We start from the raw sequence: 16,907 nt of genomic DNA on the forward strand, positions 1-16,907 counted from the left end.
CCGCGCTACTCGTCTCCGGCATCGGCTTGGGGCGGCGCAGCGGCCTGTTTTTTCAGCCACCGCTGCCAGGCGGTCGCTTCCGCGGCCAACGGACCGTCCGGCTTTTCGGCCAACGCTGCAAACCTCTCGCCGGCTTCGCCGTAGTCCTCTTCCAGCACCGCACACATGGCGAGCTTGTAACGACACTTATGCCCCTCGAGTGTCGTGGGGTGGTTGTCGACGGTCCATTGAAACCACTTCTTCGCCTGTGGCATGTCGTCTTGCGCCAAGTACGCCTTGCCCAGAAACAACCCGGCGCGGCTGCAAAACTTGCTGTTGGGATGCGCCGTCACAAAGGCTTCGAGCGGGCCGGTTGCCTCTTTGTACTTTCCGTCGACCACCAACTGGCGGCCGGCAAGAAACTCGTCTCGCTCGGCCGTGCCGGCGCCGTTGCCACAACTCGTGCAGCCTAACACCACTGCGACGATCGCCACTAGTCGTTTCGAATTCTTCCAATTCATGTCCCACCCTTTCGTTCAGCCAAAGCTCACGGACTCGTAGCCTCCGGCTTGCTGTGTATCGAGCACGGCGGCTAGCGCCACTTGCTCCTCAAACGCCTGAGACAACCCGCTCAGCAGCATCCCGTACCCAATATAGTCGAGCGGAATGGCATAGTCGTCCTTGGCCGGCAACAGTGGTCGCAGCCGTCGGATTCGCTGCACATCCACAGGGAACAGTCCGAGGTCGATAAACGGACGATCGCGGGGCGGCAACTGAAGTTGTCGTTCGACGCGCTCGATCATCTTCCCTCCATGACGAGTGGCATCGTGCAGCAGATAAACCGGCAGGTCGGGCTGCTCGCGAAGCAACGTTTCGACGCGCCCCGCAATGTAGCTGGGGTAGCCCGTCTCCGATACGACCAGACACCGCTGGCTGGCATGGAAGCCATTTTTGACGAACAGATCGACCAAGATGTCGCGTTCGACAATCAAAATCGATTCGACACCGTAGTCGTAGATATCTGGCTCTTCCCACTCCGGGGGTGGCTGGTGCAAGCTTGGCTTCAGCAGCAGGCGGGGCACCCTCCTACCTGCCGCGTGCCACTTACGGATGGCGGCTTCCATAACTTTGCGGTTGGGCCGGTGGAACAGTAGCCGCCAACCGCTGCCAAGAATAACCAGCAGTCCCAAAGCCAGCAGGATGCCCCAGCCCATGCCACCACCTGCCTGCGCTGCAAATAGCGCCATCGCCACCATGACACCGCCGATCGCCATAAACACTGCCAAACCGGCCCCCGAGCCGCAACCCTTGAGCTCCCGCCGGCAGTAGGCCGTTGCCAGCTGGTTCTTCGTAAAATAATAGGTGTCGTTGCTACTGGCGTTGGCCACCAGGGCCAGAAAGCGGGCGTCGCTAATTTGGTCGCGTTTTGGGTCGAGCGCGAATTGATAGCCGCACGAGCAGGTCATGCCGTACTTGTGTTTCTGGTTATGGCCACACTCCGGGCACTTCATGGGGCCTGCTCGCAGATGCGGCGTTCGGCGGGCGATAGCTTGGCAGCCGACACCCCGTCGACAATGGTGCGATTGACCATCGGGTGGTCGTCGCGATGAGGACCAAAGTCGCTATCGGGGTGAAACGCAATGACCGACAGCGACTGCTCGGTGGTATGGAAGCTGTGCAGCCCCTCGGGCTCGATGACGAACACGTCGCCCGCCTCGAGCGGCACCCGCTCGCCTTGCAACTGACAATGGCCGCTACCTCGGCAGATGAGTCCTGCGCGGAAAGACGGATGCGTGTGCGCGGTCTGTGCGGTACCGGGAGGAATGACCAGCAGGTTCAGGCACGCCTGCCCTCGCACCACTGGCGAGACAAGCAGCGTGTCGCTGCAACCATCGATGTACTGCAGTCGGCCCACTCGCTCCACTGGACCGCCCAATTGAAAGAGCCCTCGGTAACCAAGCTGGGTGATCACCAACCCGCTGCCTGAACCACCGATCTTGCCCGAGCCGGGCTGGGAGAAGTACATGCCAGCGCGGAGGTCGAAGATTCCCGACCCGCCGACCAATTCCGAACTACCGGTTTGCACGTATCCAAAGTGCGTCGCGTTGTCGGGCAGCTTGAGCTCGGAATTGTTCCAAGCGCCAACCTGAAACGGCTGACCAGCATGCACTAGCTGCTGCAACAGGCCCGCCGTGAGCGTGTGTTTGCTGAAAGTTTCGTCGCGATAGATCGTCGTCATGTAGGGCTCCCGAATCCAGCGTCATTGTACCTCGCTCGCGAGGCGACGCTAGCTTGAGAGCCGCAGGAATGCAGAGCGACCTATCGAGTATTACATGGCGTTGCGACCGGCCTGCAGCAGCGTGAGAGGCTGGGCTCGACCTATGCGGAACGCGGGCCACAGGGCAGCCACCAGGCACAGGCCCAGCGCGGCCGCGAACCCCCAAGCCAAGTGGCTCCAGGGGATGATGAACGTCGGCGGTCCGCCGAAGAACGCTCCCGAGTAACGACTCATACCAACCCCGCACCAGCCAGCAATCAGACCGAAGGCCAAACTCACCAGACAGGTCACCAGCCCAATCAGCATGGCTTCGGCCAGCACCATGCGAACCAGTTCGCCGCGTGTGGTGCCAATGGCCCGCAAGATGGCCATCTCCCACCTGCGGGCCCGGACCGACGCGATGATCGTATTCACCACGGCCAGCGACGTAATGGCCAGTGTCACCAGCGGCAGTTGACTCATGCCCCAGATTACGCCGTCGGCCCGCTTCGCGATGCTGCGGTGCACGTTCTCGGTGGCGGTCAATCGAGCGAACGGACGGTAGGCGGTCACTTGGCCCACACCGGCCGCGGAGAATGTCTCGCCGGCGCTTTGTTCGGCAAGCGTCTGCATCGACTCTTCGATTTCGGCAATCGACTGGGTACCATCAAAATTCAGCCAAAAGAACTCGGTGCGATCGCCGAGGCCAAAGTCGCGATGAACGCGATCGTATTCGGCCAGCACGATACCGCCGGTACGTACGAAGTGTCGCCGGACGCCAGAAAACTTGGTAAACCACTGCCAACCGGGCAGCGACACAACGCCGACAATCTCGTACTCCACGTTCTTTTCTGGCGTGGCGGGGGGCGTAAACTGCAACGTGTCGCCGAGGCCTTTGCCGGTCGCCATCTCGTAATCTTCCGACACCAGGCAACCATTGCCCGCGGCGATCATTCGGGCCGCTTCGGCGGCCGTGCCCTCCACGAATCGCATCTGCAACATTGGCGTCTCGCCGCCAATGGCCTGCGCGGCATCGAGCCCAATCACCACGGCGTTGTCTTTGCCCATGCCACGCGGAGCTTGTCCCTCGGGCCACACGACCTTCGCCTGCTCCAAGGCCAGCGGCAACACACCGGGAGCGACACCGGCAATCTGCGACACTTCGGCGGTTTGCTCGCTGTCGAGTCCAATTGGCTGGAATCCCACAATGGCATCGGGCATCCATTTGCCGGGCAGGAATGGCTCGAGCATCGAGTAACCCCAGGTTTGCGCCGAGACGTAAAGCGCCAAACCCGATGCCAAAGCGAGCGTCGCGCCGAGCGTCCGCCACAGGTTGCTCGAAAGGTGACCGCGCAACAGCAGCGGATCGAGACGCAGCACCCATGCGAGTAGCGGACCGAGAACGCGTTCGCTGGCGATGATCGCCGCCGGGGTAACCATGGCCATGCCGATGAGGAGACTCGGATAGCAGACGATCGCCCACAACTTGATGCGGGTGGCATCCTCCATCGAGACGAAGAACACCGACACGGGGGCAATCAGAATGAGCATCAATCCCACGACCAGGCAGAGCCAGGGCCACCGCCGGGGTAAATCATCGGAGTTGGGCGAGATCGCGTCGAGCGGGCGGATCCGCATCGCCTGCCAGGCAGGTACGACGGCAGCGCCCAATGCGCCGACCATCACACTCACGCCAGTCAGCCAGACGCAGGTCCAACCGAGTGTCGCTCCGTTGGCGAACAAATCTGGTTTGCTGGCCGCGGCGATGCTCAGAATCACCCACCCGGCCAGCAGCCCCCCAATCCAACCGACGAGGGCCAGGGCAAGGCTTTCGAAAGCGATAATCATGGCTATCTGCCCGCGCGATAGAGCAATGGCCCGCAACATCGCGAACTCGCGGCTACGCTCACTAACCCCCATGCTCAACGTGCTAAAGATGATGAATACGGCCGCCAGGGTCGCCAGTCCCGTGGCCGAGTAGGCTTGCGTGAGCTTCTGCGAAACCGAACCGCTTTCGGCCAGACCTTCGCGAACCGAATCAAAGTCAACCGCTTGCAGCGGCGGCCGCATCTCCGCCAAACGTTCATCCCATGCCTGGTGAAAAGCGGGCACGTCGAATCCGTCGCGTAGTGCGATCTGCAACAGTGCAGGCGATGAATCGTAGCCGTTGACGATGTCGGCCGTATCGAAGCGGACGTACACGGCGTTCGTAGCCAGCATCGACGACATGCCGGTGGGAATCGACATGCCGCTTCCGGCACTGCCACCTGAACCGCTGCGGCCCGTCTTTGCTTCTGCGGTGGCCGCACCATTGCGACTCGCGTTATTGCCACGGTTGGCACGGCCACCACGGCCACGTCGTCGACCGCCGGGGGCCTGAGGTGCTTGTTCAACAATGCCCACCACCTGCATCCGAACCTGATTGGCGACGGTCGTTACATTGATCTCATCGCCAACGCCCACCTTCAAACTATTGGCCGCGCCGCGACTGAGCACCGCCTCGGGCTGCGTGGGCGAGTCACCGGAAAGCCACTCCCCATCGACCATCTCGTACGCCCCTTCGGTGGCATTGGTCGCTACCAGCATGGGCCCGATGGGTGGTGCTCCATTGACGGGTGGCTTCGCGCCGATCAACAGCCCCACCGAGCTTTCGTCCGCGGCCTGGTCGGTAACGGCGGCCGTCACGCTGGCGCGCGATTGTGCGATAGGGTTCACTTCCAGCACGCCGGCATCGTCCCGCAACGCGGAGATCACCTGCTCGCCCATCTTGGGTGTCGCGCCTGGTCGACCACCCGCTGGCACGACCAACAGGTCGTAGCGCCCCAAGTACTTGGTGGCGTTCTCGTCGAACTGCGAAACCAGCGCATCGTAACCACTCACCACCCACGCCACGGCGGCCGCGGCCGCCACCACCGCCAGGCTGGTCAGAATCACCCGAGCCGGATGCACTCGCATTTGAGCGAGCACAAGCTTTAGTACGAGCCTATTGCCCTCCATGAACCAGCTCCGGCTGCTCGAGGGTCGAAGTTAGCCCGTGATAATGCGCGGCCAGTTCCTGCGGACCGTCGAAGCTGGACGATTCGAATTGCGACTGCAGCTGGCCATCCTTCAGCACCACAATGCGATCGGCCCAGATGGCAACGGTCGGTTCGTGCGTGACGACCACAATCGTACGGCGTTGCTCATCGTTCAGCCGCCTCATCAGCTGACAGATCAATTGCCCATTGGTCGAATCGAGGCTGCCAGTCGGTTCGTCGGCCAGCACGATAGCGGGCTCGGTAACCAGCGCCCTGGCGATGGCAACCCGTTGTTGCTCGCCACCGCTCAGGGCACCAGGGCGATGCGTGCGGCGATCGCCTAATCCAAGTTGCTCGAGCAACTCGCCGGCGAGTTGCACGCGGTGACTGCGGTCCGATGCGGCGTACAGCGGTAGCAGCACGTTCTCTTCGGCCGTGAGCGCCGGCACCAGGTTGAGCGACTGAAACACCAACCCGATCCGACGCCGGCGAAAGTGCGTAAGCTGCTTGTCGCTCATCGAGGCCAGATCCTGCCCTGCGACGCGGACCACCCCTTCGGTGGCATCGGTAAGTCCGGCCGCCAGGTGCAACAGCGTACTCTTGCCGGAGCCGCTGGCACCCATCACGGCGACGAACTCCCCTTCCGCCACTCGCAGGCTTACGTGATCGAGCGCCGTGACTTGCTTGTTGCCTTGTCGGAACCGCTTGGTCAGCCCCACCACTTCGAGCGGTGGGGACTGCAGGGTGGCGCCGTTCTTCATGTTGGTATCCATGGCTTACTCTGCTTCGCTAATCAGCTCACCACCGGCCCGCGTCCAGTACGATTGCCAAACCAGGTAGTTGGTATCGTCGTTGAAGAAACGCACACTACCATCGGCAAAGCATGCGTTGACACCACCGGGATGGTTGCTGCGGGCCGCCTGAATTCGGATACGACGGGCCCCGAGGTCGGGGATGGGGCTATTGGGCGGGAACCTTCCGATCATGATGGTGCCGGGTATTCTGTCCATCTTGAACCAGTTGCACAGGCGCTGCGAGTTCCAGCTGCTGGCGGCCGAGATCGCCGAAGCGGCGCCGCTTTGCTCGGCCTGGTCCGCCGTGGGAACAAGCGAAGCCACGTCGAGCCCCAACGAGGCGACATAACGCTGAACATCGGGCGTGGTGTCGCTGGGTACCTCGTCGCATGGCCCTCGCAGGCTCTCGGTAAAGGCCAGTGTGTTGCTCAGCCCATCGGTCACGCGGGCGAACCGCAACTTCGAATCCTTGTAACACAACCCATCGGTTTTGTTGGCAAACGGATCGCAGTTCTGCGAAGTGCCAACGCCGCTTGAGCCATTGATGCCATAGTTGCACCCCGCCCATTGGCGGGGCGTCCCAAAGTCTTCGACCGTATGCAGCACCGGTTCGCTGTCACTGGGGCAGAGAAACATCGGCACCACGGTGGCTGCCGCCTGAATCGACTCGGGTGCGTCGGTCGCTGCCGACTCGGTGAAGTCGAACTGATCGGCGAGCTGCGATTGTTCGCAGTACGGCAGCAGTATGGCTGTGGGCGTGTAACGGTTCTCCAGCGACGGAAGCATCTGGCGCGCCGATTCATAGTTCTGCAGCGCCAGCCCCAGTTGCTTCAGGTTGTTCATGCACTGGCTGCGGCGAGCCGACTCGCGAGCCGCCTGCACCGCGGGCAACAGCAAAGCGACCAGGATTCCGATGATGGCGATCACCACCAACAGTTCTACCAACGTGAAACCGGTTCGCCGCCGCCGGGGGGGGCCAATCGATCGATAGAGGATGTTCATAGCTACAAGGCAAGATGGTTAGCAGGGCAGGCGAGACCTGCCATGGGGCAGGATGGACGCTGGCACTTTGGCAAGTTCCGTGCCAAGCCCACCCTCGCGCCTGCTGCCATCGAGAAGTGCCGAAGAAAGCGCGAACATCACGCACCGCGCACCATCGTCGCCATCGCCGGGCCACCCGAAACGCTGTTTACCCAACAGACACCACTGTCGGTCAAGGCGTCATCGGCTGGCCGTATTCCGTTGCAGGCCGATAGACAGTGCGCATAAAAAACTAGCCCCGAGCAACAGGGCTCGGGGCTAGTGCAAACGTCAGATTTTTCCGCTGGCTGCGTGGCTTACTGTCGCAGCGCTACGCCGTGCGAAGCTTCGCGCTTGGCCCGCTCCAGGTCGAAGCGATCGAGGTTCATCACCTTGTCCCAAGCCGCGATAAAGTCTTCGACAAACCGCTCTTCCCCACCGTCCGCGGCGTATACCTCCGAGATGGCGCGAAGTTGCGAGTTGGAGCCGAACACCAGGTCGACCCGGCTGCCGGTCCATTTCACGTCGCCCGACTCACGGTCCACAGCCTGAAACTCCTCATCGGTCTGACCCTTCTGCCACTCGCTACGCATGTCGAGCAAGTTGACAAAGAAATCGTTGGTGAGCGTTTCGGGCTCGTCGGTCAAGACACCGTGCTTCGAGCCTTCGTAGTTGGCGCCCAGCACTCGCATGCCACCCACCAGTACGGTCATCTCGGGAGCGGTCAGCTCCAACAGCTGCGCCTTGTCTACCAGCAACTCTTCGGGCCGCCGGCTGTGCCCACTGGCCACGTAGTTGCGGAAGCCGTCGGCAGTGGGCTCCAGCGGGGCGAATGCTTCCACGTCGGTCATCTCCTGCGTGGCGTCGGTTCGGCCCGGCTTAAACGGCACGGTCACATCGTGTCCCGCCTTCTTGGCGGCCTGCTCCACGCCGGCGCAACCGCCCAGCACGATCAGGTCGGCCAGCGAAACTTGCTTGTCGCCGGTGGCCGAGCTGTTGAAGTCCTTTTGGATCTTCTCCAGGGTGCCCAGCACCTTGGCGAGTTGCTCTGGCTGGTTGACCTGCCAATCCTTCTGCGGAGCCAGGCGAATGCGAGCACCGTTGGCGCCCCCTCGCATATCGGAACCGCGGAACGTGGAGGCCGAAGCCCAAGCAGTGGTCACCAACTCGGACACGCTCAAACCGGAGTCGAGAATCTGCCCCTTCAGATCGGCGATGTCCTTGGCGTCGACCATCTTGTAATCCGCTTCGGGCACCGGGTCTTGCCACAACTGCGGCTCAGGAACCTCGGAGCCCAGCAGGCGGGCGTAGGGTCCCATGTCGCGGTGCGTCAGCTTGTACCACGCTTTGGCGAACGCCTTCTCGAACTCTTCGGGATTCTCGTGGAACCGCCGCGAGATCTTGGCGTAGGCCGGGTCGACCTTCAGGGCCAGGTCGGTGGTAAACATCATCGGTGCGTGCGACTTCGAATCGTCGTGCGCATCGGGTACCGTGCCCTTGGCCTCGGGACTGGTAGGAGTCCACTGGTTGGCGCCAGCGGGACTCTTTGTCAGCTCCCATTCGTATCCAAACAAGTTCTCGAAGTAGTTGTGCGACCATTGATTCGGCGTGGTCGTCCAAGCTCCTTCCAGACCACTGGTGATGGTATCGCCCGCGTTGCCACTGCCCAACGAGTTCTTCCAACCGAGGCCTTGCTCCTCGAGGCCGGCCGCTTCGGGCTCGGGACCCACGTACTCGGCGGGGCTGGCTGCACCGTGAGCCTTACCGAAGGTGTGACCACCGGCGATCAGGGCCACGGTCTCTTCGTCGTTCATTGCCATGCGGCCGAACGTTTCGCGAATCGCCTGGGCCGCTGCCTTGGGATCGGGCTTGCCCTTGGGGCCTTCGGGATTCACGTAGATCAACCCCATCTGCGTAGCGGCCAGGGGATTCTCCAGGTCGCTACCGCCGTGATAACGTTTACCACCGAGCCATTCGTTTTCGGGGCCCCAGTAGACGTCCATCTGAGGTTCCCACACGTCTTCGCGACCGCCAGCAAAGCCAAACGTCTCGAAGCCCATCGACTCCAGCGCCACGTTGCCTGTGAGCACCATCAGGTCGGCCCACGAAATCCTATTGCCGTACTTCTGCTTGATGGGCCACAGCAACCGGCGAGCCTTGTCGAGGTTCGCGTTGTCGGGCCAGCTATTCAGCGGAGCGAATCGCTGCGTGCCATCCGAGGCGCCGCCACGACCGTCGGACACGCGGTACGTGCCAGCGCTGTGCCAGGCCATGCGAATGAATAGTCCTCCATAATGACCGTAGTCGGCGGGCCACCAATCCTGCGAATTGGTCATCAACTCTTCCAGGTCCTTCTTCACCGCCGCCAGGTCGAGGCTCTCGAACTCTTCTGCGTAGTTAAAGTCCTTGCCGAGCGGATTGCTCTTGGCCGAGTTCTGATGCAGGATCGAAAGATTCAACTGATTGGGCCACCAATCCTGCACACCCATCGGCTGGCCGGCCATCTCGTTGTAGATCTCGGTGTTCTCAGCCGCGTCGGCCGTGCTCACATGCTGGTGCGCGTCGCCCATGGCGGAGAACATCTGCATGGCCCCGGTGATCGGGCACCTACTTACCGCCGGCGCTTGGAGTGTACTGGCGGCCTGCTGTTTACCTTCGTTTTCGTTCGTCTCGTCTGCCATGAGTCGGCCACTGCTAACCAGCAGCGAACCAATCGCCAGGGCGGCAAGCCACCGGTAACGAGTTCTTTCGTATGCTGTTGGGGGTGCTGGCATGTGGATTCTCCTGTGCCTGGTTAAGAGGGTGGGTGCGTAACCTGTTTTTGCTTGCTGCGTGTCTACTCTTCCGCCTACTGCTGTTTCGCTCGGCACTCGGGACAGGTGCCCCAGTAGATGACTTCCGCCTCGTCGATCAGGTACCCCGAGTCGTCGGCCGCAGTGAGGCAGGGGGTCTCGCCCACCGCGCAATCGACATCCACCGTCTTGCCACAGTTGCGACAGATCACGTGGTGGTGGTTGTCGTCGACGCGATCCTCGTACAGCGCCGGCGAGCCGGCAGGTTGGATGCGGCGGATGATGCCCTTCTCGGACAAGATGCCCAGGGCGTCGTACACCGCCTGACGCGAGATGGTGCCAATCTCCGCCCGCACGCCCTCCGCCACGGCATCGGCCGTCGAGTGAGGACGCGCGGACACGGCCCGCAGCACAGCCAGTCGTTGGGCCGTCACCTGCAGACCACGTTCGCGCAGCAAATTGGCGGGATTCGTTGACACGCCCTAACCCTACCTGAATTCTGGACTATGTCAAGAATTGGCTCGGAGCCAATTTTGCATTTTGCGGCTTTGATAGCGTCAGCTACGGAAGGCCGAACGGCGCAACGGTCAGTCCTCTCTCGGTCGAGCGATGTCCTCTCCATCCGCCATCAACAACGCCCGCACCTCGGCGACGCTGGTCTCGAGCGGCAGTTCGTGCGCTTCGAAATCGTCGCCCAGGTACAGGATCGAGTCGCCGGGATGGATCGTCGGCTCGCCGCGCTGGGTCTCGAACCACTTGAGAAACTCCTCCACCGACAAGTCCCTGGGCTCGGTCCACTGGATGTCGCTCTCGGGCCACTCGACCACCAGAATCTTCGCCGGGTGGTCGATGGCTCTGGTCGCATTGCGATTGGCTGCGCGCTGTTCATCCGTAAGGGGCACCGGCAACTTGTCGCCAGTCATCGGCGTGGGCCACGGCGTGCCCTCCCCTACTACCGCCACGTAGGGCGTTAACTTCGACTGCCGCTCTTCTCGTTCGGGACACTGAATGGTGCCCACGTAGCGATCGAGTACCGCGGTGTTGACCGGATCGTCCCACGGCTTGGACAGGTCGAGCTGAGCGAAGTAGTCGGTCTCGAGGTCGTAGAAGATAGACGGCGAGATGATCGTTCGCCAACTGTGCGTGGGCGTGCCTGTTGAATCGACGAGATGCGCCGGCGGCAGAGAGCCGTGCCAATCCTGGTAACTCTGCAAGCTCAGACCGACCGATCTGAGATAGTTCTTGCAGCTGTTTTTGCGAGCCTCCCGGTTTGCTTGCTCGTATCCTCGAAACAGCAGCACCAGCAGTGCCAACAGCAAGACGGGCCAAATCCATCTAGACCACCGCCGTGTCCGCGGGGCCACGTTCTGCCCGCGTGTGCTGTCCGTCGCTTCAGTCGCTGCCGGTTCCATGGACTGGATCCCCTGCTTATAGAGGAGCAAGGCCGGCACGATCGCCAACTATCGCTTCACCGAAGCGTCTTGCGGCGGGGCCAGCAGCTCGGGATGTTCGATGAACATGTAGTGGCCGTGGTCGGCGGTGACGATCATCACGCTCTCGTGCCAGTTGCTGTGCTTCTCCACCCAGGCGGTGATCACCTTCACCGCGGCGTCGCCGCTTTGCACTGCGCCGGCCGAGGCATCCAAGTTGTTGGAGTGGTTTGCCCAGTCGACGTCGCCCGCCTCGACCATTAACCAGAACGGCTTATCGTCGGCCGACAGTACGGTCAGCGCCGCCGAAGTCATTTCGGCCAGCGTGGGATTCTCACGCAGATCGTCTTCGCTGTAGGCAATCTTGTCGCCCCCCACATGCGGTGCGGGGTCGTAGTTGCCATCGGCCGAGGCAAATGGCAGGTTTCCGCTGGCGTTGCTTTGGTTGCCGCCAATGCCGTAAAAGCCGAACAAGCGGTGATTTTCCCTCGCAGCTTGCTGGGCGGCTTTGGCAAGTTGCTCCGCGCCGTCGGTGCCCGAGGTGCGTACCGAAGTGAGGTACTTGCCGCCATGCTTGACGTCAATCTGCTTCAGGACTTTGTCGGTCAGGTACTTATTGCCAGGTACAAAGTTCTCTCCCTGGCCGCTGTCGCTATCGACTTCCACACCATGGCCGCAGCCGATGAGCACGTCGAGGCCCGGCAACGGCTGCGAGCGACTGATCGAAGCGACGCCCAACAAGTCGCGGGTGATATCTTGATAGTCGCTGCGACTGACGTTCGTCGAGTACGTGGCCGCCGGCGTGGCGTGGCTGATGGGCACGCTCGTCACGGCCCCCACGCGATAGCCTTCGGCCTGGGCGCGATGCGCAATCGATGGCCTCGGCTCCCCGGTCGGACCGACGCCAATGGCCCCATTATACGATTTGACGCCGCAGGTCATGCTGGTGGCCGAAGTGGCCGAGTCGGTGTAGGCGTGACGCACCAGGCCGCCATCCGATTCGGCAATCAGGTACTTCAGGTCGGTTGGCACCGACCACGGGTAGGGCCCCGCCACCAGTGGGCTATAACCGCCCGACAATCCCCCGCTCGGCTTGACCGTTTGGGTATTTACATCCACCTGGGCTTTGCTGCGCTGGGGGCTGGTAACCATCCAGCCGTACTGCGAAGTGCCATCGGCGTCGTAATCCTGGAAGTGCATGCCGACACCACGTCCTTCGGTATAGGCGACGCGGCCCAGCTTGGCGATCGACGCTGCCTGGGTGGTCTGCCAGTCCATACCATCGAAAACTACCAAAAAGATGTGCTTCTTGCCCGCTTCCAGTGCAGCCAGTTGCAGATCGAAGATGTTGGTTTGATCCAGGTACTCCGCGTCCGGGCTCACCGAGTCGTCCATGTTGCCATGGTACAGGCGGGCCAGTCGACGGGCATCGCGGTAGACGCTGTCGCGGCCGGTATAGCTCTCCAGGTCGATCCCCTGCCCTTCCCCGTCAGTGCCGAAGGTATAGACGGGAATCAGCCGGTTGGAGTGGTTGGTCCAACTGCTGTACTTCGACGCGTCGGGTCCCCAGTGCACGGCCTCGGAATGACCTGTTTTCAAGGCGCGATTCTGCACCTCCTGCATCCAGTCTTCTGCCTGCACCACTGCGGCAAACTGCAGAACCAACACACCCCAGGCCAGAAAACAACAACGCATCATCGTGGTATTTCGCTCCGAAAAAACCATGCGCCCCTGCACACGATGGGCGCCAGCCAACACTCTACTCTAGTTCAAGTCTACAGTGCACGCTATTGGGCGGTCAGTCCAGGGGGCCGATCACTAGGGGCCCAGCATTGTGGAGTTGGCTAGCCGAATCCGGTCACTACGGTGTTCAGCCCGCCGTCGACACCCACTGGCCCGCTCCTTGCGCGATTCGAAGAGGAACAAACGGATCGAGGTGTACCAACCATACGATTGTCGCCGTTATCATGACCAGGGTCTCAGGCGTTTCGATTTCCTCTGGTTGCGAAAATCCCATGCTCAGATTTCAGTTTCGCCACGCAATTCTGGCCGCCATGTTGGTGAGCCTGTTCGGTTCCAGCACCTTAGCCGAGCAGCCGGCGACGCTTATCATTGTCGGTGGCAAGGTGTGGACCGCCGAAGCTCAGCAGCCTTGGGCCGAAGCGGTCGCCGTGCACGACTCTCGCATCCTGGCCGTGGGCTCGCGCGACGAAATCGAGAAACTTGCCAACGAGGGCACCCAAGTGGTCGACGCCCAGGGCGGCCTGGTGGTGCCGGGATTCATCGACGCGCACGTACACTTCCTCGATGGCGGACTGCAGCTCAGCCGAGTGCAGCTACGTGGTGCCCGGTCGCGTGAGGAATTTGTCGATCGCCTGGCCCGGTTCGCTCGCAAGCTGCAACCCGGCGAGTGGATTCTCGGTGGCGAGTGGGACCACACCGTGTGGGGCGGCGAACTGCCCACTCGCGACTGGATCGACGAAGTGACCCCCGACAATCCGGTGTGGATCGATCGGCTCGATGGCCACATGGCGTTGGCCAACTCGGCGGCCCTGGCCGCGGCGGGCATCGACGATTCGGTCGAAGCCCCGGCTGGTGGATCCATCGAGCGCGACGCCTCGGGCCGCATGACGGGACTGTTGCGCGACAATGCCATGTCGCTGATCGGCCCCGCGATTCCGACCCCGACGCGCTCGCGACTCGAGTCGGCAATCGACGCCGCCACCGACTACATGTTCGCCAACGGCGTTACCTGCGTCGCTCACATGGGAAGCCTCGAACAGCTACGAGTGCTGCGTGACGTGCACGCCAAGGGCAATCTGCGCATTCGCGTGCATGCCGCCACGCCACTTTCGCAATGGCGGCAACTGCTGGACGACATCGAGCGCAACGGTCGCGGCGACGAGTGGCTTGTGGCCGGCGGGCTGAAGGGCTTTGTCGATGGTTCGTTGGGCTCGCACACGGCAGCCATGCTCGAACCGTTCGCCGACGCGCCGGACGACACCGGCCTGATGGTCAACACGCCCGAGGATCTGTACGAATGGACCTCCCAGGCCGATGCGGCGGGGCTGTACGTGATGGTGCACGCCATTGGCGACCGGGCCATTCGTGTTCAGCTCGACATCTTCGAGCGTGTGGCCAAGGAAAATGGTGAACGGGATCGCCGATTCCGCATCGAACACTCCCAGCACATCCACCCGGACGACCTGCCCAGGTTTGCCCAACTGGGCGTGATCGCCAGCATGCAGCCGTACCACGCGATTGACGACGGCCGGTGGGCCGAAGGGTTGCTGGGGCACAAACGTTCGGAGACCACCTACGCGTTTCGCTCGCTACTGGACTCCGGCGCCACGCTGGCCCTGGGCAGCGATTGGTCGGTGGCCCCTGCCTCGGTGATCGAGGGCATTTACGCCTGCGTGACTCGCGCCACGATCGATGGCAAGCAGCCCGATGGCTGGATTCCCGAGCAGAAAATCTCGGCCGAAGAAGCCCTGCAAGGCTACACCATGGGTTCAGCCTACGCGATGTTCGCCGAAGACGATCTTGGTTCGCTCCGCGCCGGCAAGTTGGCCGACGTGGTGGTGCTATCGACCGACGTTACCAAGTGCGAACCCAAAGAAATCCGCGACGCCAAGGTCTTGGTGACCATTGTCGATGGGAAGGTGGTCTACCAGCACCCCACCGCCAATATCGGCAAGGGCGAGTAAACTCGCTCGCAACAAGTTGTTGCTCCCTGCTCGATCAGGCAGCCCAGATGCACTCCAAGCCCGAGACCTCGGCTCAACGCCGGAGTCTCGGGCTTGGCTTATCTTGTTTAGCAAACTGCTTGTGTGACGAATCGGGACTAGTTGTCCGAATCCTTCGACACCACCAGGATGGCCAGGTTTCGCACGTCGGCGTTGGGGTCGGTCTTCGCCAGTTTCTCGACCTGCTTGTGCAGCTTCGAGCCGGCGGGGCCCAGATCCACCACGGCGGTAATCGACTCGAGGCGCTCGATTTCCGACTTGCTCTGCAGGCCTTCGCTAATCACCGGCACCACCACGGCTACCACCTGAGGATCGTCGGGCGACAGGCGGGCCAGGGTCCAGGCGGCGGCCAGTCGCTCGAACTGCGATTTCTTCTCGTCGTCCGTCGACTTCTTCAGGTGACCAAGCAAGGCCTCTTTGGCGGACGAGGCGTCCTTCCCGATTTCGCGCAGGGCATACATCGCACTTTGACGCACGCCTTCGTCGTCCGACTTCAGCTGGTCGAGCAACTTGTCCGTGGCCTTCGAAGCATCGGGGCCGATGCGGGCCAGCAATTGGTTGATCTTCACCTTGGCCGAAGCGTCAGCGTCGTCCATGGCCGCTACCAAATCGTCAGATGCACCGGAGACCTTTGCACCCATCCGATCGAGCACGTCGAGCGCCAGGTCGCGGGTTTCGGGTTTGGCCAGCGCCTTCTTGGCGTGCGGCAACACCTCGTCGCCCAAGGTGGCCATGGCCGCTACCATGTGCTCGCGAGATTCGGGATCGGCTGCCGCCTTCAACAGATAGGGAGCCGCCATGCCCTTGGGAATATCGAGCGTGGCCAACCCATGAGCGGCCGCGCGCGACATGTTGACGTTGTCGCTCTCGAGTCCCGCCACCAACTTTTCGATGGCGGACTTCATCAGGGCTTCGTCGCCCGAGTTCGTCTTGGCCAGCGCCCAAGCGGCCACCATGGCCACAAACTGGTCGCTGCTCTTGGCACTCATCTCCAGCGTGTCTTGGACGTCGGTGGCACCAATGGTACCCAAGGCGTACAGGCCACTGAGCTGCACCGATTGGTCGTCCGACCACTTCTCCATAGCACCGGCCACGGCGCCGGCGGCTGCCTTGGCCTTGGGACCAATGGCGGCTACCGCCATCAGCGCCTGCGGTACCGATTCGGGATACTCGGCCGACTTGATGTACTCGGCTAACTCGGGCACGGCACCAGCCGCGTCGGCACCGATATCGACAATTGCCACGCAGGCCCAGTAGCCGGAGTTCGGCTGCTTGAGTGCTTCTTTCAACAGCGGCACGGCCTTACCGTCGGCCTCGACGATGGCGTCCACCACGTGGATCGCCACGGCGCCGTTGTTCTCTTCCGATAGTTCACGGTTCAACACTTTGGCGAGCTTTGCAGGCTCGATCTTCAGTTCACGCAAAGCGTTGATGGCGGCGCCAGCCACGCGCTCGTTCGGCGAGCCCACGGCCTTCATCAGGGCGTCGATCGTGGCGTCTGACTTGTCGCCCGTCTCTTCCAGGGCCGCAATCGAATGCAACTGCACAATCCAATTGTCATCGGCAACGCCCTTCTGCAGTTTGGCCACCACGGCCGGGCTACTCAGGCCGCGCAGACCTGCCGCCCGAGCGGCTCGCCAGCGGACGGCCGGCGACGGTGCATCGAGTGCCTTTTGAATCAGAGCCTCGGCTGCTTTGGGATCGACGTCGCCGGTGAGCAGTTGATCGACCTCTGCGGCCGACTTGTCGATGGCCGGAGCCGATTGAGTTGTTTGGGCATGGGCCATGGGGAGCGACGCCACCAGCGCGGCCCCGCAAAACATGGTCGAGAGCGAATATCGTAGAGATGCCATTGTTCGAGCTTTCATCGTG

At 62.1% G+C, this 16,907-nt stretch carries 12 protein-coding genes; 1 reads left to right on the forward strand and 11 read right to left on the reverse strand.

Features of this window, described 5'->3' with window-relative positions; translation table 11 throughout:
• Positions 1-5 precede the first annotated feature (5 nt).
• The 10 genes from NG895_RS01850 to NG895_RS01895 form a co-directional block, all read right to left on the reverse strand.
• The gene (locus tag NG895_RS01850; RefSeq protein WP_252850737.1) at positions 6-500 is read right to left on the reverse strand and encodes a tetratricopeptide repeat protein; all 495 of its coding nucleotides are present in this window, start codon (positions 498-500) and stop codon (positions 6-8) included.
• Positions 501-515: 15 nt separating this feature from the next.
• Entirely contained in the window at positions 516-1,490 is a 975-nt protein-coding gene (locus NG895_RS01855) for a toprim domain-containing protein (protein ID WP_252850738.1), read from the reverse strand.
• The gene (locus tag NG895_RS01860; RefSeq protein ID WP_252850739.1) at positions 1,487-2,218 is read right to left on the reverse strand and encodes a cupin domain-containing protein; all 732 of its coding nucleotides are present in this window, start codon (positions 2,216-2,218) and stop codon (positions 1,487-1,489) included. Before NG895_RS01860 ends, NG895_RS01855 begins: the two co-directional genes overlap by 4 nt.
• Positions 2,219-2,308: 90 nt before the next feature.
• Complete coding sequence (locus NG895_RS01865; RefSeq protein WP_252850740.1) at positions 2,309-5,233, reverse strand: ABC transporter permease; 2,925 nt, start codon at positions 5,231-5,233, stop codon at positions 2,309-2,311.
• Positions 5,220-6,026: an ABC transporter ATP-binding protein gene (locus tag NG895_RS01870; RefSeq protein WP_252850741.1), complete on the reverse strand. Its 807-nt coding sequence runs from the start codon at positions 6,024-6,026 to the stop codon at positions 5,220-5,222. The genes NG895_RS01865 and NG895_RS01870 overlap by 14 nt, the downstream gene beginning before the upstream one ends.
• Positions 6,027-6,029: 3 nt before the next feature.
• Positions 6,030-7,049, reverse strand: coding sequence for a DUF1559 domain-containing protein (locus NG895_RS01875; protein ID WP_252850742.1), 1,020 nt, complete (start codon positions 7,047-7,049; stop codon positions 6,030-6,032).
• Between the two features lie 335 nt (positions 7,050-7,384).
• Positions 7,385-9,841: a catalase/peroxidase HPI gene (gene katG / locus NG895_RS01880; RefSeq protein ID WP_279675823.1), complete on the reverse strand. Its 2,457-nt coding sequence runs from the start codon at positions 9,839-9,841 to the stop codon at positions 7,385-7,387.
• A gap of 74 nt (positions 9,842-9,915) precedes the next feature.
• Positions 9,916-10,338, reverse strand: coding sequence for a Fur family transcriptional regulator (locus tag NG895_RS01885; protein WP_252850743.1), 423 nt, complete (start codon positions 10,336-10,338; stop codon positions 9,916-9,918).
• A gap of 108 nt (positions 10,339-10,446) precedes the next feature.
• Positions 10,447-11,271, reverse strand: a complete 825-nt coding sequence (locus tag NG895_RS01890) for a DUF1559 family PulG-like putative transporter (RefSeq protein WP_252850744.1) — start codon at positions 11,269-11,271, stop codon at positions 10,447-10,449.
• Positions 11,272-11,319: 48 nt separating this feature from the next.
• The gene (locus tag NG895_RS01895) at positions 11,320-12,987 is read right to left on the reverse strand and encodes an alkaline phosphatase (protein ID WP_252850745.1); all 1,668 of its coding nucleotides are present in this window, start codon (positions 12,985-12,987) and stop codon (positions 11,320-11,322) included.
• 317 nt (positions 12,988-13,304) lie between these two features.
• Here NG895_RS01895 and NG895_RS01900 point away from each other — a divergent pair, with 317 nt between their 5' ends.
• A complete protein-coding gene (locus NG895_RS01900; RefSeq protein WP_252850746.1) occupies positions 13,305-14,996 on the forward strand; it encodes an amidohydrolase in 1,692 nt (563 codons plus the stop codon).
• A 137-nt stretch (positions 14,997-15,133) separates the two neighbouring features.
• Here the strand turns inward: NG895_RS01900 and NG895_RS01905 are convergent, their stop codons facing one another.
• The gene (locus tag NG895_RS01905) at positions 15,134-16,888 is read right to left on the reverse strand and encodes a HEAT repeat domain-containing protein (RefSeq protein WP_252850747.1); all 1,755 of its coding nucleotides are present in this window, start codon (positions 16,886-16,888) and stop codon (positions 15,134-15,136) included.
• Positions 16,889-16,907: the final 19 nt, after the last annotated feature.

Origin of the sequence: Aeoliella straminimaris (assembly GCF_024054565.1) — a bacterium.
GTDB lineage: Bacteria > Planctomycetota > Planctomycetia > Pirellulales > Lacipirellulaceae > Aeoliella > Aeoliella straminimaris.